Here is a 17585-nt window from a genome sequence, read left to right on the forward strand (position 1 = left end):
GGTGGTGGCGTGACCGCAGACTCGTCGTCATCCACTCTCCGGTCAACGGGCCGGCATCCGCCATCGGGTGTCGGCGCGTTCGCCGTGCTGTCTCGCCGTGTGACATGCGCCGGCCGGGGAGGGGTGGGGATGAAGGGGATCGATGGATCAGGACATGGTCGTGCTGGCGAGGGTCAGGCTGCTCAGTGCCAACCGTCGGGTCGTGCGGGGCGTCGAGGGGCTGTGGATCTACCGTCTGCTGACGCAGGTCGAGCCGGAGGTGTACGGATCGAAGCTGGCGTACGTCCTGGTGGAGGAGAGTGGTTCGCCGCTGGTGCGGGAGTTGCCTGAGCGGAGGCTGGCTCTGCTCGACGAGGCCGTGGAGGTGGCGCAGGCTCTCAGTCCGGCGAACCCGTACCGGGAGATGGTGCTGGCGAGGGCGCTGACCGCGAGGGCTCGGACGCTGCCGTAACTTCGAGTGGGGTCCCGGTCGAGGCCGGGGCCCCACGCCTTCGACGAGGCCTCGGGGGCGCATCGACAGTGAGCGACCGGGCTCGTGCGCGGGCGGGCGTCACCTTCATGATCGTCGGCCCTTGGGTTGGTGCAAGCCCCTCCCCCGGCGGTCGGCGAAGAGCATGGCGGGCCGTGCGGCTGGTCGGCCTATGGTTTCGGCGCTGCCGGGATCTTGTCCAGCGGCGGCAGCAGTTGGGCGCCTGTTGCGGTTGCCGACATCAGCGAGACCGCGGGCGCGACATCCTGGCCGTCGGTGATGGTCGGGACGGCGAGGGAGCGGAGCCCGCGGCTGACCGCGCGGCCGGAGAGGCTCCGCCGGGACGACGAAGCGATCCGGGTCACCTGCAAGACGCCGCCGTCGCTGCCCGATCCGCAGCCGCCCGCAGCGACGTCCCGAAGCTGCCGGACCATCCGTCCTACCACCAGATCATGGTGGTTTTCGCCGCTTCCGATGTGCCGCTCGGGGGGTGGCAGGTGTGCGGAGCGATGGACCTTAGATCGCGCCCAGCAAACATCAACGGCACCTTTCTGCTTCTCGACCGTTCCCGAACCCCGTTGACAACTGTCGCCACTCACCTCCATCATCATTCCACTAATCACATAGTGGAATGATGATGGAGGTGAGTGGCGGCCGTGGAGTACCGCATCGACAGGCGGAGCGGGGTCCCCGCCTTCCAGCAGATCGTGCAGCAGACCAAACAGGCCCTGCGGCTGGGCGTACTGGTGCCGGGCGACCGGTTGCCCACCGCCAAGGACGTCGCTGAGACCAGCGCGGTCAACCCGAACACCACCCTCAAGGCGTACCGCGAGCTGGAGCGCGAAGGCCTGGTCGAACCGCGACCGGGCCAGGGCACCTTCGTACGCCGAACGCTGGGCCGGGTCGAGACGGGTACCGACTCGCCGCTGTACGAGGAGCTGGTGGCGTGGATGTCGAAGGCGGCCGAGGCCGGTCTGGAGCAGGAGGACGTGGCCGCGCTGGTCGCGTCGGCGCTGGAGAAGCAGTTCGCCACCGGGACCACAGCGGTCATGGGGGCCACGACAACGAGGAGCACAGGTGAGTGACTTCAACTACGCGGGGGAGCCGGCGCTCGAGGCGCACGGACTGGGGATGCGCTACCGGCGCGGCTGGGCACTTCAGGACTGCACGTTCCGGCTTCCGGCGGGCAGGATCTGCGGGCTGGTCGGCCCCAACGGGGCGGGCAAGACCACGCTGCTGAACATCGCGGCCCATGTCCTGAAGCCGACGCAGGGCTCGCTCAGTCTGTTCGGCGAGGCTCCGGGCTCGGTGGAGTCCGGTCGGCGTACGGCCTTCCTCGCGCAGGAGAAGCCGTTGTTCCGCCGTTTCACCGTGGCGGAGACGCTGCGGCTGGGGCGGGAGCTGAACCCCGGCTGGGACCAGCGCGCCGCCGAGGACATCGTCCGCGCGGGCAATGTGCCCTTCGACGCGAAGATAGGCACTCTCTCGGGTGGCCAGCGCACTCGCGTCGCCGTCGCCCTCGCTTTCGGCAAGCGCCCCGACCTGCTGCTGCTCGACGAGCCGATGTCGGACCTGGACCCGGTCGTGCGCCACGAACTCATGGGAACCCTCCTTTCCGTGGCCGGCGAGCGCGGCACCACCGTGATGATGTCCACCCACGTCCTGGCCGAACTGGAGAACGTATGCGACTTCCTCATCGTCGTCTCCGGCGGTGGCGTGCGCCTGGCCGGTGACGTGGACGAGCTGATGTCCGTGCACACCGTGGTCACCGGGGCCAGGGAGGGCGAGGACCTGCCCGCCGGCCTCGGCTATCACACCCTCGTGGAGACCCGGACCAGCGGACGGCAGTTCACCGCGCTCATCCGGCCGGAGGGCCCGGTCACCGGCCCCTGGGGGGTGACCGTCCCGAGCATGGAGGAACTCCTGCTCGCTTATCTCCGCTCCCCCGACGCACCACCGCTGATCACCCCCACCGCCCACGTCCAGGGCCAGGCGTTCGGCACCCGGACGGTGGCGGCATGAGCACCTTCACCAGCCCCTCGGCCAACGGCAAGAACGGGACGACGAACCGCACGATGAACGGAACGAAGAACGGAACGAAGAACCGGGCCAGGCACGGGTCCGGGAACACGCGCACCACGGAGGCCGCCCGGCGTCCCCGCCTCAGCGGTATGACCTGGCTGGTCTGGCGTCAGCACCGGGCCGCGTTCTGGACCATCCTGGCCGCCACCGTGCTCTGCGTGGCCTGGATGGTCTACCAGCGTGGCCAGTTGATGGACTTCCTCGACTCCTACGGCTTCCCCGCCAAGAACCTCGACGACGCGGGCAAGCGGTTCGACCCCTACATCGGTGCGTTCTCCTCCGTCACCACCGGTCTCACGGCGATACCCGTCATACTCGGTGTCCTCCTCGGCGCCCCGCTCCTCGCGGGCGATTTGGAGAACGGAACGGCCAAGCTGATCGCCGCCCAGTCCGTGAGCCGCAACCGCTGGCTCGCCACGAAGCTGGCGCTGACCGGGCTGGTGGTCGTGGTGAGCACGGTCACGCTGTCGGCTGTGTTCGCGTGGTGGTGGAACCCCATCAAGCTCGATTACGTGGACATCGACTGGAGTTCCAGGGAGTTCTTCAACACCACGGGCCCGGTGCCCGTCGCCCTCTCCCTCCTCTGCGTGTTCGGCGGGGTGCTGATCGGTGTGATCCTGCGCCGCACGCTGGTGGCCATGGTCGTGACCCTCGGATTCGCCGTCGCTGTCCAGACCGTCTGGGGTTACTTCAAGCTGTCGCTCGGCGACATCGTCACAGCCACCACCAAGCCCGTCAGTCCCGGCACTCCGATCACCTTCCCCTCGTCGGTGCCCCGTACCGCGCACGTGCTCGACACCTCGTACGTCAGCGGCAGCGGGAAACACTTCGACTTGACCACGTGCACGGACACGCTGTCGGAGGCGGCGACCACGTCCTGCATGAAGAAGGCGGACATCGTCGGCGCGTCGATCGACTACATCCCCATCTCGCAGATGAGCAGCATGCAGTGGTTGGGAGCATCGATCCTGTTCGCCCTGACGGCCGGCATCGTGGCGTTCCTCTTCATCTGGGGTCGCAAGCGGCTCGTCTGAGGAACCGACCGTGCCCGTGGGTACGCTCGCTCTCCAGCGACGCCCGCCCACGCTCGGCGTGAACGACCTCGACGAGATTCTGGCCCGACTCGCCGCACACGGGATTGACTACGAACCGGTCGAGACCTACCGCAGCGGCGTGCGCCACGGCGTCGTACTGGACCCCGACGGGAACAGCCTGTCCCTTGCCGAGGCGCCCACCCGGTGAGTTCCCACCGGCCCGCCGTGGCCTCTTATGCCGGATCGGCACCCGCAGCGGGCGATGTCACGAGTGTCAGTACTTCGGTCAGCGCGGACACGGACGGTCCGGACCAGTCGTCGTCGCGCGCATGGGCGTCGTTGTCGGCCCAGTCGCTGGTCCGGAGCATGAACGCCCGCATACCGCAGCGGGACGCACCGGCGAGTTCGTCTCCTCCTCCGTCGCCGATGTAGAGGCACTCCTCCGGGGCGGCATCGAGATGGTGTGCGATCAGACGGAAGAGTTCCGGGTCGGGTTTGCGCCTGCCCTCCTCGCAGGACAGCACGCGCGCGTCGACAAGATCGGCCACCGGCAACTGCGGCCAGGTCTGCGCCAGTTCGACGGTGCAGTCGCTCAGCACACCCACGCGCAGTCCGCGGGCACGCAGGGCGCGCAGCGTAGGAACGGCGTCGTCGCGCAGCACGAAGAGTTCGCGTTGCGCCGTCAGCCGTGCGGCGCACGCGGCGGCAAGTGCTTCGTCGGTCGGCTCGACACCGCAGCGCCGTGCCAGCGTCCGGAAGGTCGCCGTCAGGTCGCCCAGGGACCCGGTGGCTCGTTCGGGGAACGAGGCGTCCAGGGCCGTACGCCAGGTTCGGACGGGCAGGCCGATAGGTGCCGCGCTCCGGGCCGCGTGTTCGTCCCAGACGTGGGCCGGAGTGCTGGGGGTGAGCGTTCCGAAGAAGTCGAAGACGACGGCGTTGACGGACATGAAGGGACCCTAACGCCCCGGACGTGGCCCCCTCAGATCACCCTCCTCATGTCTGCGGGGGTAGGGCTTTCCCGAGGACTCAGACACCTGTCAGCACGATGGCTCCTGAAGGGGCGTGTTGCGAGGATCGATGTGTCCGTACCCCCTGTGACACACCTCAGAGGAAGTCTCATGCGCAGCACTCGTATCGTTGCCGCTTCTCTGGTCGGGGTCGTCGTCTGCGGTCTGGCCGTCCCGAGCGCGGTCGCGGCCTCAGCCAGGGCCACCACCTCGCATACCGCCCAGGCGCTCTCTGCACGCTCCAGCCCTGCGAAGGGTGTGAGGCTCACGCTTCCCGCGCCGAGCGGCCGTTACGCCACCGGCGAGTCGTCCTTCCGGCTGGTCGACGACGAGCGCACGGACCCGTGGGTGCCCGGTCAGCCGTACCGCGAGCTGATGATCAGTGTCTTCTACCCGTCGGTGCACACCGGCGGCCGGCCCGTCACGCACCAGTTTCCGCCGGCGGTGGCCACGGCGTTCGGTACGGCCGTCGAGCAGAGCGCCGAACTGCCCGCCGGCCTGGTGAACTGGGCCGCGACCACCACACACTCCGTGAGGGACGCCGTGCCGGCCCCCGGCCGCTTCCCCGTCGTCCTCTACTCCCCCGGCGCCGGGGATCCGCGGGACTGGAACGTGTCACTGGCCGAGGACCTGGCGTCACGCGGCTTCGTCGTGATCACCGTCGACCACACCGGGGAGACACCGGCGGTGCAGTTCCCGGACGGCCATGTGGTCGGGAACGAGCCGCTCATGACGGCCTGGGCCGCGGCCATCGAGAACGGCACCACACCAGCCCTCCTCACGAAGGTGATGGCAGCGCGAACAGCCGACACGAAACTCGTACTGGACCGGCTGAAAAGCCTGCCGAACCGGCTGACCCGCATCATGGACGCGCACCGGATCGGCATGTTCGGGCAGTCCGGTGGCGGCTTCACTGCCGCGCAGGCGATGTACGGCGATCCGCGGATCAGGGCCGGAGTCAACATGGACGGCACCCTGGAGTACACCAGCGAACCCGACGGCACCCACCTGAGCGAGGTCGCTCTGCACGGGCTGGACCGGCCGTTCCTGCTGATGGGCAACAGCTCCGCGGCCGACGGGAGCGACGTGCACCAAGAACCGTCCTGGGCGTCGTTCTGGCGGAACCAGCGCGGATGGAAGGCCGACGTCACCCTGAACGACTCCGTGCACGCGTCCTTCACGGACGCAAAGGCACTCCTGCCGCAGCTGGCGGGCCGGGTACCGGTCGAAACGCTCGACGCGGCGGTCGGCAAGGTCGACCCGCGCCTGGCGGTGGCGGCGAATCGGGCACTGGTGACCTCGTTCTTCAACCGGTTCCTGAAGGGCCGCGACGACCATCTCCTGGACGGCGGTGCGTCGCCGTACCCGATCACCTTCGTTCGCTAGACGGCCGTTTCGGCGTCAGGCACCATGCGTCATGCGCCATGAGTCGGGGGTCATGAGTCATGGGCGACTTCGGGGTGTGTGAAGCGCACTGGCTTGCCCAGCGACCGGGCGTAGGCGATTTCGGCTCGCGTGCTGTCTCCGATGTAGTCACCGACTATGAGCACCTCATCGGCGAGCCGGATCTTCGCTCGGTGCAGCTCGCCAAGGCGAGCCTTCAGCACCTGGACCTGGGTCTGGGTCTGGGCGTCGGCCTCGACCTCGGCATCCGCAGGGTCGGTGCTGAGTCCGTGCGGGGACTTCATGTCGAAGCCCGGCTTGACCACGATCCTTCCCGCCACGGTCTCCCGCAGATCCGCCTGGGCCATCTCGGCCATGAAGCGGGTGGAGCCGCAGATCACGACGATGTGCGGGATGCTCAGGTGCTGCTTCGCCTCCGCGAGTTTCTGCTCCGGGGTGAGCGTCTGCGGGTACGACACCGGTCCTCCTGGTGGTGTGGTGCAAGCACCGCATGCTCCGGGGTACCGGTAGCGGCATGACTGAGGCGGTACAAGCGGGACTGTGGGGATTGCTGGCGGGTTCGGCGCTGCTCGTGGGCGCGGCGATCGGGTACGGGTTGCGCGTGCCGCAGAAGGTGATCGCCACGGTGATGGCCTTCGGGGCCGGGGTGCTGCTGTCGGCGGTCTCCTTCGAACTGGTCGGTGAGGCCTACGACGAGGCGGGGATAGTACCGGCGGCGATCGGCACGCTTCTGGGCGCGCTCGCCTACACGGCCGGCAACGTGTGGCTGGCCGGCCGGGGTGCCCGGCACCGCAAGCGTTCCGGTGCCCAACCCGCCCATTCCCAGCCCTCGGAAGCCGAACAGGGCGGGTCCGGTACGGCTCTGGCGCTGGGCGCACTGCTGGACGGCGTCCCGGAGTCGGCCGTCATCGGAGTCAGTCTGCTCGACGGCGGCACGGTCAGCCTGGTGACCGTGGCGGCGGTGTTTCTCAGCAACGTCCCCGAGGGCCTGTCGAGTTCGGCGGGCATGAAGAAGGCCGGGCGTGGCAAGGCGTACGTCTTCGGTGTGTGGACGGCGATCACAGCAGCGAGCACTGTCTCTGCTGTCCTTGGTTACACCGTCGTCGGAGCGTTCTCCCCCGCCGTGGTGGCAGCGGTCACCGCGGTGGCCGCGGGCGCGATCCTCGCCATGATTGCCGACACGATGATTCCCGAGGCGTTCGAGGATGCCCACCTGGCGATCGGCCTGATCACGGTGTGCGGTTTCCTGCTTTCCTTCGCTCTCTCCCACGCCTGACAACCCCCGTCTCGGAAGCGCGCTCATGGATGCCCTCTTGCGAGTGCGACACATTCCCCTTCGCATTGCCCTGCACGTCCGTAGTATCACTTGTGCAGTGGCGCACGTTCGCGGCAGTCGGATGAGGGCGCGCCTGATTCCTGTCGCGAGATGCAGTCTTGAACCTACGAACCTGTGAAGGAGCATGACCATCATGTCTGACACTGTGGCCGCAAAAAACGGGGTTACCACCCAGTACCTGGCTCGGGTGGCCGACGACCTGGAACAGAACCTGAAGGAGCAGGAGCGTCTCGGCACCGAAATCGCCGTACTGCAAAGCCAGTTGGCGGAGCTTGAAGCGGACCGTGCGGTACTGGTGAGCCTTCAGGAAGCGCTCGGCGCAAGCTCCACTCCCGCAACCCCTGCTCCCGCAGCGCCGGAACCCGAGTCTGCTCCCGCCGCCACCGTCGTCGACACGAAGGACACCGCGGCCCCGGCCAAGAAGGCGCGGGCCAAGAAGCCCGCCGCGGTGCCGGTTCAGAGGGCACGCAAGACCAAGACGGCAGCCGCGAAGCCCGCCGAGCCTCGGCAGCCCTCCCTGGTCACCCTGGCCCGCGACTTCCTGACGAGCCAGACCGAACCCCGTTCCGCCGCGGAGATCGCCGAGGCCCTGGCCCAGGAGCACCCCGACCGCGGCATCAAGAAGACCGTCGTACGCACCACCCTCGAAGGACTCGTGGCCAAGAACCACGCGCAGCGCAGCAAGCAGGGCTCATCCGTGTTCTATACGGCTCCCGACCCGGCAGAGCCTTCTGCGGACAGCGGTGCGAGTTCCGAATAGGCCGCCTGACGGTGAAGTCGCAACCAGTGTGCGTCAAACACCCTTCAGCACCCGCTCGAGTGCCGCACGGCCTATGGGACCCCAGTTCGGCTTGCCGCCCGGGAGGCCCCGGTCTCCGTTCTGCCCCATGAGCATGAGGAAGAGGCTCCTCATCGCAGCCAGTCCGCGGGCACGACGGACGGTCGCCTCGTCCGCACGCGCGTACCTGTCGAAGAATCGTGAGGCCAGGCCGGCCGGCAGCAGCAGCCATGCGGCGGCGAGGTCCCAGGCGGGATCGCCGGCGACCAGGGCACCGAAGTCGACGACGCCCGACAGGGTGCCGTCCGAGACCACGACGTTCGCCGGATGCAGGTCACCGTGCACCCAGAGGGGCGGGCCGCCCCACTCGGGGGCTGCGACGGCCTCGTCCCAGACGGCCCGCGTGGCGGCTGCGATGTCGTCGGGGGCGACGGCCTGGAAGAAGTGCTCGAAGCCGCCGACGCACTGCCTGGGGTGAGCGCCGAAGTCCGAGCTGGTCGGCGCCTCGGCGGGTGCCTCGACGTGGAGTGCCCGGAGAAAGTCCGCCAGTGTGTCGGCCGCGTGGATGCCGTGGCTGATCGAGCCCTGGTCCAGTGGTTCGCCGGGGACCCAGGTCATGACGGTCCAGTGCTTCGGGAAGCGCTTGGACGGTTCGCCGTATCGCACCGGAGTCGGCACCGGCAGGGGAAGGCGCGGGGCCAGTACCGGTAGCCAGCGCCGCTCCTTCAGTTGGAGTTCCGGGGTGGGGTCCATGCGCTGCATGCGCACGGCCAACTCATCCCCGAGACGCCACATTTGATTGCCCCAGCCGCCCGCCACCTCACGGATGGCGAGCCCTGCCAGATCTGGATGCTGCTCCTGCAACAGGGCTCGGACCAGGTCAGGGATGATCTCGGTGTCGGTGTCGGTCATGCGAAGTCACAGTAGTGGGGCGGGAGGTGGATGAGTCATGGGGCCTGCCTGGAGGCGTCTCTCGTCTCACCTGCCCGGATCCAGTCGCTGGGCGAGGTTGTGGGCCGTGGCGCCGGTGGGGTCCTGCCCGTAGGCACCGACGACCACGAAACGACCGCCGGTGATCGAACCGGTCACCGTGTGGGGGTAGCCCCAGAGTTTGCCGTCGATGACGATGGCGAACTGATTGCGCGGGAGCGGAGCCGACGCGAGGGAGCCGGTGAGCGTCGCGAAGCGCGTCCGGTCGGCGGACGAGAGGGTCGCCTCCACCTGCCATTCGCCGTCGACAGTGCTCTTCTCGGCCTTCGCGGAGGCGACACGGATGTCCCTCATGCCTTTCGCGGAGTCGGTGTGGAAGCACATCGCCCGCACGGCCGCGGTGGCCTTCACGCTGTAACCGCCGTCGCCCTGGGTGCAGGGCCCCTCCGTCGCGGAGGTGACCGGCAGCAGGGAGACCGTGGTCGCCTTCGCGGCGTCACCCCGGTGGGCGGGTTGCACCACATGCGCGCGCGGCGACCCGTCGTCCGCGACAGCCACCCAGGCGGTGGCCACCGCCGCGGCGAGGGCGACTCCGGCGCCGGCGCGCGTCAGCCGCTGCCTCCGCCGGGCGACCCGCAGCGCGCCGTCGGCCAGGCCGACGAGATGGGCGCCGGCGTCACCGTCACGCTCACGGACATGGGTGTGCAGGGTGTCGTGCAGCAACGTTTCGTGCAGCAGGTCCCCGGTCGAGTCGTTCATGCGGTGACGCCCCTTCCGGAGGCACTGGAGGAGGCGGACGGCCCGGTCTCGGCCAGGGCGGTCCGGAGAGTGGTGAGGGCCTTGTGGGTCTGGCTGCGGACGGTGCCCGGGGCGACGCCCAGGATCGCGGCGATCTCGCCGTCGGGCCGGTCCTCGAAGTAGCGCAGCACGATCACCGCCCGCTGACGCTTGGGCAGCCGCCGCAACGCGCTCATGATGTCCTGCCGCTGGACGACGCTGTCGGCCAGGTTCGCGCCCTGTGCGGCCGGCCGGTCCGGGACGGCGTCCGTGACCGTCTCACGTCCCCAACTGAGCAGCCGGAAGCGGTCCACCTGGGCGTGGTAGAGCGCGCGGCGGACGTAGATCTCCGGCTGTTCCCGATCACGGAGCTTGGACCAGCGTCGAGCCGTGGAGGCAAGCGCGGTCTGGAGCAGGTCCCGGCCCTGTTCCCAGTCCCCGGTCAGCAGGTAGGCCGTGTGCAGCAGCGATCTCGACCGCGCTGCCACGAACTCGCGGAACTGGCGTTCCTCGTCGGCGTTCAATGCGCCCTCCCTCGTTCCCCCGTATAGACGGGTGCGGACACGCGAACGACTGCCCTGCCGGACAGACTTTCTCGGATTCGTCCCCCGGACGGCGACGGCGAGGGGCTGTGGAGCGGGTCTACGGATGAGTCCCGGGCGCCGGCAAGGATCTTGTCTCGTCGATGGCGGCGTCCGCTCAGCGAATTGAGTTGCTCCGCGCTCAAGAAGGGGACGCATCGCAGTGAGTTGGTCAGTCAGTCACTTGTAGATCTTGCCCGGTTCGGCCTCGGACGGTGCGAGCAGTTGGGAGACGGTCACGAAGGTGTAGCCCTGCTTGTTGAGCGCCTTGAGGATGGAGGGCATGGCCGGGACCGTGCCCTTGTGGAGTGGGTGGAGCAGGATGATGCCGTCGCGGTCGGCGCCGTCGAGGACCCGCTCGGTGATCAGGGCGCTGTCGTCCGTCTCGTAGTCCTTGGCGGTCACCGTCCACAGCACCTGCGCCATCCCCAGCCCAGCGGCGACCTTGGAGACGCGGTCGTCGGTGCGGCCCTGGGGCGGGCGCATCAGGGTCGGCTCGCTGCCGGTGATGCCGGAGATGGCCCGTGCGGTGCGGCGCAGTTCGTCGCGGATCTGGGCGTCGGAGACATCGGTCAGCACCGCGTGCGTCCAGGTGTGGTCGCCGATCTCGTGACCGTCCCGGGCCATCCGCCGCACCACCTCGGGGAACTTGTGGATGCGTCGGCCCTCGAGGAAGAACGTCGACGGCGCCTGGTACTGCTTGAGGAGGTCCATGAGCCGGTCGGTGGGTTCGCCCGGGTTGCCGTCGAAGGTGAGCGCGATGCACTTGGCCTTCCGGCAGTCCACCTGCCCCGGCGGTACGGCCGTGCCGACTGCCACCCGGTCGCGGGCATCGCGCGGGGACACCGTCTCCATCCTGTTCGCCCGGATGGCTATGGCGATGGTCGCCGTCACGGCTGCCACCACGGCCAGCGTCAGGAATATGAGCATCCGAGGCCGTTTTCTGAGGATCTTCACACGAAGGAGAAGAATTCCTCATCGCAAGGGTTGCTCAGCAGCGTCGATAGTGACGTAGCACACATGTGCGGAGCTCGGTCACACGAAGGTACTCCGCACGAGCCGAGTCGGACTCCCCCTCGGCGGACGGCCGTGGCCGGGAGCGCGCGCCACCCAACGGTTCGTTCAGAACCCGGGCGGCGGTGTCAGGCCGTACCGCGCGATGATGTCCGGCAGCCAGGCGGGCCGTCCGAACTCCAGGCCGTACTTCGCCGCGAGGACCTCCACCGCGTCTTCCGTCGACGGCGGCCCGTCGCTCAGCATGTCGACCATCTCGCGGAAGCAGTGCTCGAAGCCGGCCGGGCTGATGATCTCGATCATCCGCGCCGGAGCGGGGCCCGCGTTCCACATCGTGTGCAGCTCCCCGCGCGGTTTGGTGATGTAGCCGCCGGGCCCCAGGACGGTTTCACGGTCGCCGGAGCGGAATCCGATCTCGCCCTCGGTCACGATCGAGTACTCGTCCTCCCGGGTGTGCAGATGCGGAGGCACCAACGCCCCTACCGGGAAAGGGTGTTCAACGACCGAGAGCGCTCCGTCGGTGTCGTCGCCCCACAGCTTGAAGACGACTCCGATGGAACCGAGGAAGCCCTCGGCCCCCTCGCCTGGGCGGACGATGGTGAGTGGCGGGGCCGAGGGCTCTGTCATGGTGATCACTCCTCGTGCATTTTGGAGATACACTGGTGTTCTCTTAAAAAGTCTCCATCGCGGACCTCAAGGCGTCAAGATTTGAGTGAACAGCAGCGTTCGTCGAAATCGCGCGGTTACGAGATGCGTAAACGTGCCGAGGACGTGGAGCGGACACGGCAGCGCATCGTCGAAGCCACCGTGCATCTTCACGGCACCGCGGGCCCGGCATCGACGAGCATCTCGGCGATCGCCGAGCGCGCCGGCGTCACCCGGCTGACCGTCTACCGGCATTTCCCGGATGAGACGGCGCTGTTCGAGGCATGCACGGGGCACTGGCTGTCGATGCACCAGCCGCCGCAGCCCATGGAGTGGGGCGCGATCGAGAACCCCCTTGAAAGGCTCACGGCCGGGCTCGCCGACATCTACCGCTTCTACGGCGAGGGCGAGCAGATGCTGACACTGAGCATCCGCGACCAGCACGCCGTACCCGAGCCGATCCGTACCGCCTGGGAGGGCATGACCAGGCAGTACGTCGAGGTCCTGGTCCAAGTCTGGCCGCGAGCCGACGACCCGGTCCTGCGGGCGGTGATCGGCCATGCGGCAGCCTTCTCGACCTGGCGTTCGCTGTGCCGGGAACAGGGGCTCACGAACGACACGGCCGTCGAGGTCATGGCCACGCTGACAGAGAGGGTCGGTGGCCGGCCCCCCAGTCGGCGACGCACGGCATCGCCCTAGATCAGGCGTACTGCTTCTGCACGTACATGTCGAAGGTGACGTGCGGAGCAAGGGCGTCCAGGAAGTCGGCGGCGTCGAAGATCTCGCCTGCGGAGACGACGCCGACGGTCTTGGTGCGGCCGGTCAGGACGCGTTCGAGGGCCTCGGCGACGAGGGGTGCGGTGACGGCGTAGATGTCCTGGCCGCGGGCTGTGGCCCGGCGTTCGGCTCCGGCGGAGCGAACGACGACGTCGATGAGGAAGGTCTGGTCGGAACGCCCGTTCTCGTCCGTGGCGGTCGGGGCCGGTGTGTCGGGGTCGGCGATGTCCTGGACGGCCTGGGTGGTCATGTAGGTGGTCACGTCGGGGACGGCGAGGTGCTGGGCCACGGTGACGACGTCCGCCATCGTGAACTCCGCGATCACCGGCCGCGATCCCACCGGTTCCGGGAAGTTCCACTGCGCGGTGGGCGCGGCGTCGATGCGGTGCTCCCACTGTCCGCCGCGGTAGCGCAGGCGCCGCGCACCGCGTCGCTCGCGGGAGACCGCGCCGGAGCGTCGGGTGCCGGCGGTGGGGTGCCAGCTGCTGAGCGCGTAGGCGATGTGCGCCTCGTCTGCCTCGGTCCAGTCGCCCATCGCCGCGGTGACCAGCAGGTCTCCCAGACCGCCGAAGAAGGCCATGGCCGGCACGATCACCGCTGCCGCCTCCCGGGCCCGTTCGCCGTAGTGGGCGAAGGTGTCGAGGTTGGCCTCGAGTTCGGCGGCCACATCCAGGTAGGGGATCTTCGCGCGTAGGGCGGCCTCGATCACCGGGCCGGTGGTCGACGCGAAGGGGCCTGCGCAGTTGACGACCGCCACGGCTCCCGCCAGGGCCCGGTCCAGCGACGTCGCGTCGTCGACCGACGCAGCCCTGGCCTCGAAGCCGTGCTCGCGGGCCAACTCGTCCAGGGCCTGCCCGTTGCGCCCGGACAGTACCGGGACGAAACCGCGCGCGGCCAGCTCCGCGACCACGAACCGCCCGGTGTGCCCGTACGCGCCGAACACCGTCACCAGCTGACCTGACCCCATGAACCGCTCCCCTGTACGCAGCCGCCCGCGGCGGAGTCGGTCCGCCGCGGTCTGACCCCCACATCCTGTCGCTCGGCCAATGTCCCGCGGCAGTGTCGGAAACGACACGACGCGTACAGTTTCGGACATGCCCGCTGTCGCGCTGGCCGTCACCGACGGCATGCTCCACTACGAACTGTCCGTGGCCGTCGAGGTCTTCGGATCCGACCTGACCCACGTCGTCGACCCCTGGTACGACTTCACCCTCTGCGGGAACGCCGCGGTACGCATCGGCCGCTTCCACCTGGAGCCCGACCACGGACTCGACCACCTCGCGCACGCCGACACGGTGATCGTCCCCGGCTGGGCCGACACCGACGTCGCCCCGCCCACCGAACTGGTCGAAGCGGTGCGCGCGGCTCACGCGGCCGGTGCCCGCGTGGCCTCACTGTGCACCGGCGCCTTCGTCCTGGGTGCGGCGGGACTGCTCGACGGCAGGCGTGCCACGACGCACTGGGCGCACACGCGGGAGCTGGCCCGACGCCACCCGAAAGTCACCGTCGACCCGGACGTCCTCTACGTCGACAACGGTGACGTCCTCACCTCCGCGGGCAAGGCCGCCGCGATGGACCTGTGCCTGCATCTGGTCCGCCTGGACCACGGCTCGGCCAACGCGAACAGGATCGCCCGGCGCCTGGTCATCCCGCCCCATCGCGAGGGCGGCCAGGCGCAGTTCATCGCCACCCCGCTCCCGGCCCCTGGCAACCATCCGCTGAACGAACTCTTCCCCTGGGCCCTGGAACGGCTCAACGAACCGCTGACCGTGGAAGACCTGGCCCGTCAGGCTCGCATGAGCACACGTCACCTCGGCCGCCACTTCAGGCACGTCACCGGCACCACGCCCCTGCAATGGCTCCACGCCCAGCGCATCCGTCACGCCCAGGAACTGCTGGAGACGACCGACGCCACGGTGGACACCATCGCCGCCGCCACCGGCATGGGCACGGCGACGACGCTGCGCCGCCACTTCCACCGCAGTGTCGGCGTCCCACCAGACACCTACCGCCGCACCTTCCGCCCCTGAGGAGCCCGCAGCACCCAGTCTCCGGCCACCCACCAGCCGTGGACGAACGTCTCTAGGGTGTGCCCAAGGTAGTCCACCGACCGGCCAAGGAGGCTTCATGCCCTTGCAGTTGAAGTTGAGCGCGATCACCCTCGACTGCCCGGATCCGATGGCTCTGGCAGCGTTCTATCAACAGGCCACCGGTCTGCCCCTCCACCCCAAGTCGAACGCCGACTTCGCCGGTCTGGACTGTGAGGACGACGTCTTCATCGGCTTTCAACGGGTCGACGGCTACCGGGCACCGCAGTGGCCCGAACAGACCGTGCCTCAGCAACTGCACATGTGCTTCAAGGTCAAGCAGCCACTGGACCAGGTCGAAGCCCGGTTGCTCGAACTCGGTGCGGGCAGACCGGAACATCAACCGCACGGCGACAAAGCGCGCGTGCTCACCGATCCGGTCGGGCATCCCTTTTGCATCGTCAAGGAGAGGGGCTGACGGGCGGGGCAGGGGGCCGGGGTGGTGACGGTCCCTCCTACCAGGACTCCAGGTATCGAGTACCCGGAGGCGCGCTATCGGCGGATCGCCGAGATCAGTCCGCCGGGCCGCTCCTCGCGTTGGGGTGGAGTGCTGATGGGACGGCCGTAGGCGGCAGCACACTCGCGCAGCGTGCTGGTCCGGGCGTCCCAACCGTGCCCGGCCAGCCAGCCGACCGGGTCGTCAGGCATTTCTGAGACCCACATGGAAGCCGCCGATCCTGGTACGGCGTCCGCGCCGAAACGTTCGATCACGCCGCGCGAACCCAAAGTCAGCCCCATCCGACTGCCTGCCGCGGACCGCGCTCCGATCCGGGACAGCAGCAGGTCCACCGCATCCTCGGGCAGATAGATCAGCAGTCCCTCGGCGATCCACACGGTCGGCAACGCCGGGTCGTGCCCTGCTGCGGCCAGCGCTTCGGGCCAGTCGTCCCGCAGATCCACGGCGACGGTGATCCGCTCGCAGCGTGCGACAGCCTGTTCCTGGCGCAGCACCGCGGCCTTGAAGTCCAGTGGCGCGGCGGTGTCGACCTCGAACAGCCGGGTGCCGGTGGGCCAGTCCATGCGGAAGGCCCGGCTGTCCATCCCGGCGCCGAGCAGCACGACCTGCCGGACGCCGGCCGTGGAGGCCTCCTGCAACAGGTCGTCGAGGAACTTCGTCCTGATGACGATGGAGAACGACACCGCCAGCCGACGGCGTCGGGCGGCCTCGTCGTCGGGCTGCGGCGGAGAGGAGGGCCACAGGTCGCCGGCGGCGGCGAAGGCCTGTGCGAGCGGGTCGCGGAACAGCGCGTTCTCCCGCTCGGTCTCGAGCGCCCGCACCCGGGCCACCCCGACCGCCGTGGCCCACACTCCCGACGGCTGCACCCGCTCCTGCTCATCAGTCACCGGGCCAGCCTAGGCAGTTCAGCCTGGATCAAGTAGTGGGATCCGATCGATGGACAAGGAAGGCGAGAAGGAAGGGGAGTCGGACTGGACGAGTCTTGAGGACAGCTACGTGCATGAACTCGAAAGCCTTCCTGCCAACTTCCCTCGCCACCACCAATTGCGTTGACGGTTCGTCACCACCCCAAGGCTCTACTTCAACGCCTCAGCTTGCGGGACTCCCGCTAGGGCAATTGCCTGAGCCACCATCCGGCGAGACCGTAGACCACGGCCGACACGGCAAGTCCCACAAGAAACGTGACGGTGTACGCATGGTCTGGCAGGGTCCGCCAGAAGTATCCGAACGTGGCGTCCCGCGTGAGGAGAAACGCCGCCAAGGCGGCGAAAAACGCACCCGCCGACTGCCGGGTCCACTGTCCCGGCTTCGACCCGAGGCGGTCGCCCGGGCGAGGAGCAAAAGGTTCTGTCACCCGTCACTTGTACCGACCCAGAAGCGGCCCAATCAAAGGCATCCGGTCCAAGCCTGCACAAAGCATGGGCACCGGGCGTGAAAACCAAGATGCCCGTACCTGCTCCCGTCTTCGACAATGACGCATGCTGATTGACCACTGGCCCCTGTTGGGACTTCGTCTGAGCACCCCTCGTCTGGAGTTGCGACTGCCCGGCGAGGGTGAGCTCGCCGAGTTGGCTGAGCTTGCGGCAGGTGGCGTCCACGAGCCGGACCGCATGCCCTTTCTCGTGCCGTGGACCGATCTGCCTCCAGCCGCCCGGGCGCGCTCGGTGGTGCAGCACCACTGGTTGCGCCGGGGTAACTGGTCACCTGAGAACTGGGCCCTTAACCTCGTCGTCTTCGAAACCGGCCAGGTCGTCGGCCTCCAGACCATCACCGCCCAGGACTTCGCCGTGCTGCGCCAGGTGAGCACCGCCTCCTGGCTCGGAACACGATTCCAACGGCAGGGAATCGGTACCGAGATGCGTGCCGCCGTGCTTCACCTGGCTTTCGCCGGGCTGAACGCCCTCGATGCGCTGTCGGGCGCTCTTGAGGACAACCCGTCCTCGTTCACCGTCTCCATGAAGCTCGGCTATGAACTCGACGGTGTCGAACGGCATGTGGTGCGCGGCCGGCCGGCGATGATGCGGCGGCTGAGGCTGACGCGCGCCCGCTGGGACACGCACCGAAAGGTCCCGGTCTCGATCACCGGGCTGTCCCCCTGCCTCCCCATGTTCGGCCTGTCCGACGACGGCCTCCGGGGCCACCAACAGGCCTGCTGGTGACCCGGTTGCACGACTCCGACGGGCAGCCGACCCACAGGTCGACCACGC

22 protein-coding genes are annotated in these 17585 nt (G+C 68.7%); 12 read left to right on the plus strand and 10 right to left on the minus strand.

Annotation, left to right across the window (positions count from 1 at the left end):
- The first annotated feature begins 142 nt into the window (after positions 1-142).
- Positions 143-451, plus strand: a complete 309-nt coding sequence (locus AQJ54_RS20280; RefSeq protein ID WP_062019786.1) for a hypothetical protein — start codon at positions 143-145, stop codon at positions 449-451.
- A gap of 188 nt (positions 452-639) precedes the next feature.
- Here AQJ54_RS20280 and AQJ54_RS45700 read toward each other — a convergent pair whose 3' ends face one another.
- On the minus strand, positions 640-1080 hold the full coding sequence (locus AQJ54_RS45700; RefSeq protein ID WP_159055539.1) for a hypothetical protein: 441 nt from the start codon (positions 1078-1080) through the stop codon (positions 640-642).
- A gap of 36 nt (positions 1081-1116) precedes the next feature.
- Between AQJ54_RS45700 and AQJ54_RS20290 the strand changes: the two genes are divergently transcribed.
- The 4 genes from AQJ54_RS20290 to AQJ54_RS20305 are packed head-to-tail and all read left to right on the plus strand — an operon-like array spanning position 1117 to position 3793.
- The gene (locus AQJ54_RS20290) at positions 1117-1554 is read left to right on the plus strand and encodes a GntR family transcriptional regulator (RefSeq protein WP_079069949.1); all 438 of its coding nucleotides are present in this window, start codon (positions 1117-1119) and stop codon (positions 1552-1554) included.
- Positions 1547-2491: an ABC transporter ATP-binding protein gene (locus AQJ54_RS20295; RefSeq protein ID WP_062239325.1), complete on the plus strand. Its 945-nt coding sequence runs from the start codon at positions 1547-1549 to the stop codon at positions 2489-2491. Before AQJ54_RS20290 ends, AQJ54_RS20295 begins: the two co-directional genes overlap by 8 nt.
- Positions 2488-3585: an ABC-2 transporter permease gene (locus tag AQJ54_RS20300; protein WP_062239328.1), complete on the plus strand. Its 1098-nt coding sequence runs from the start codon at positions 2488-2490 to the stop codon at positions 3583-3585. The genes AQJ54_RS20295 and AQJ54_RS20300 overlap by 4 nt, the downstream gene beginning before the upstream one ends.
- Before the next feature lie 10 nt (positions 3586-3595).
- A complete protein-coding gene (locus AQJ54_RS20305; RefSeq protein ID WP_211278563.1) occupies positions 3596-3793 on the plus strand; it encodes a VOC family protein in 198 nt (65 codons plus the stop codon).
- Positions 3794-3818: 25 nt separating this feature from the next.
- Here AQJ54_RS20305 and AQJ54_RS20310 read toward each other — a convergent pair whose 3' ends face one another.
- Entirely contained in the window at positions 3819-4532 is a 714-nt protein-coding gene (locus AQJ54_RS20310) for an HAD family hydrolase (RefSeq protein ID WP_062239334.1), read from the minus strand.
- Between the two features lie 171 nt (positions 4533-4703).
- Here AQJ54_RS20310 and AQJ54_RS20315 point away from each other — a divergent pair, with 171 nt between their 5' ends.
- Positions 4704-5978: an alpha/beta hydrolase family protein gene (locus AQJ54_RS20315; protein WP_062239337.1), complete on the plus strand. Its 1275-nt coding sequence runs from the start codon at positions 4704-4706 to the stop codon at positions 5976-5978.
- 50 nt (positions 5979-6028) lie between these two features.
- On the opposite strand, the gene AQJ54_RS20320 is transcribed toward AQJ54_RS20315, so the two are convergent.
- Complete coding sequence (locus tag AQJ54_RS20320) at positions 6029-6454, minus strand: hypothetical protein (RefSeq protein ID WP_062019798.1); 426 nt, start codon at positions 6452-6454, stop codon at positions 6029-6031.
- Between the two features lie 56 nt (positions 6455-6510).
- On the opposite strand from AQJ54_RS20320, the gene AQJ54_RS20325 reads away from it, so the two are divergent.
- Complete coding sequence (locus tag AQJ54_RS20325; protein ID WP_062019800.1) at positions 6511-7272, plus strand: ZIP family metal transporter; 762 nt, start codon at positions 6511-6513, stop codon at positions 7270-7272.
- A 193-nt stretch (positions 7273-7465) separates the two neighbouring features.
- Positions 7466-8092: a hypothetical protein gene (locus tag AQJ54_RS20330; protein ID WP_062020779.1), complete on the plus strand. Its 627-nt coding sequence runs from the start codon at positions 7466-7468 to the stop codon at positions 8090-8092.
- A gap of 33 nt (positions 8093-8125) precedes the next feature.
- Here the strand turns inward: AQJ54_RS20330 and AQJ54_RS20335 are convergent, their stop codons facing one another.
- The 5 genes from AQJ54_RS20335 to AQJ54_RS20355 form a co-directional block, all read right to left on the minus strand.
- Positions 8126-9022, minus strand: coding sequence for an aminoglycoside phosphotransferase family protein (locus tag AQJ54_RS20335; RefSeq protein WP_062239340.1), 897 nt, complete (start codon positions 9020-9022; stop codon positions 8126-8128).
- Positions 9023-9088: 66 nt separating this feature from the next.
- On the minus strand, positions 9089-9799 hold the full coding sequence (locus tag AQJ54_RS20340) for a SecDF P1 head subdomain-containing protein (protein WP_062019804.1): 711 nt from the start codon (positions 9797-9799) through the stop codon (positions 9089-9091).
- Positions 9796-10341: a SigE family RNA polymerase sigma factor gene (locus AQJ54_RS20345; protein WP_062239342.1), complete on the minus strand. Its 546-nt coding sequence runs from the start codon at positions 10339-10341 to the stop codon at positions 9796-9798. Before AQJ54_RS20345 ends, AQJ54_RS20340 begins: the two co-directional genes overlap by 4 nt.
- Before the next feature lie 237 nt (positions 10342-10578).
- Positions 10579-11328 carry a polysaccharide deacetylase family protein gene (locus AQJ54_RS20350; protein WP_248844817.1) on the minus strand — a complete coding sequence of 250 codons (750 nt, stop codon included), beginning with the start codon at positions 11326-11328 and terminating at the stop codon, positions 10579-10581.
- A gap of 192 nt (positions 11329-11520) precedes the next feature.
- Positions 11521-12039, minus strand: coding sequence for a cupin domain-containing protein (locus AQJ54_RS20355; protein WP_062019810.1), 519 nt, complete (start codon positions 12037-12039; stop codon positions 11521-11523).
- Between the two features lie 123 nt (positions 12040-12162).
- Between AQJ54_RS20355 and AQJ54_RS20360 the strand changes: the two genes are divergently transcribed.
- Complete coding sequence (locus tag AQJ54_RS20360; RefSeq protein WP_062019812.1) at positions 12163-12756, plus strand: TetR/AcrR family transcriptional regulator; 594 nt, start codon at positions 12163-12165, stop codon at positions 12754-12756.
- Between the two features lies 1 nt (position 12757).
- Here the strand turns inward: AQJ54_RS20360 and AQJ54_RS20365 are convergent, their stop codons facing one another.
- A complete protein-coding gene (locus tag AQJ54_RS20365; protein WP_211278564.1) occupies positions 12758-13801 on the minus strand; it encodes a saccharopine dehydrogenase family protein in 1044 nt (347 codons plus the stop codon).
- A 127-nt stretch (positions 13802-13928) separates the two neighbouring features.
- Here AQJ54_RS20365 and AQJ54_RS20370 point away from each other — a divergent pair, with 127 nt between their 5' ends.
- Positions 13929-14864: a helix-turn-helix domain-containing protein gene (locus AQJ54_RS20370; RefSeq protein ID WP_062019814.1), complete on the plus strand. Its 936-nt coding sequence runs from the start codon at positions 13929-13931 to the stop codon at positions 14862-14864.
- Between the two features lie 97 nt (positions 14865-14961).
- Positions 14962-15339 (plus strand): VOC family protein, encoded by a 378-nt coding sequence (locus AQJ54_RS20375; protein WP_062019816.1) that lies wholly within the window; start codon positions 14962-14964, stop codon positions 15337-15339.
- A gap of 74 nt (positions 15340-15413) precedes the next feature.
- Here the strand turns inward: AQJ54_RS20375 and AQJ54_RS20380 are convergent, their stop codons facing one another.
- Positions 15414-16229: a class I SAM-dependent methyltransferase gene (locus AQJ54_RS20380; RefSeq protein WP_062019818.1), complete on the minus strand. Its 816-nt coding sequence runs from the start codon at positions 16227-16229 to the stop codon at positions 15414-15416.
- Positions 16230-16913: 684 nt separating this feature from the next.
- Between AQJ54_RS20380 and AQJ54_RS20385 the strand changes: the two genes are divergently transcribed.
- Positions 16914-17537, plus strand: coding sequence for a GNAT family N-acetyltransferase (locus AQJ54_RS20385; RefSeq protein ID WP_346265465.1), 624 nt, complete (start codon positions 16914-16916; stop codon positions 17535-17537).
- Positions 17538-17585 lie beyond the last annotated feature (48 nt).

It is taken from the genome of Streptomyces griseorubiginosus (genome assembly GCF_001514195.1).
GTDB lineage: Bacteria > Actinomycetota > Actinomycetes > Streptomycetales > Streptomycetaceae > Streptomyces > Streptomyces griseorubiginosus.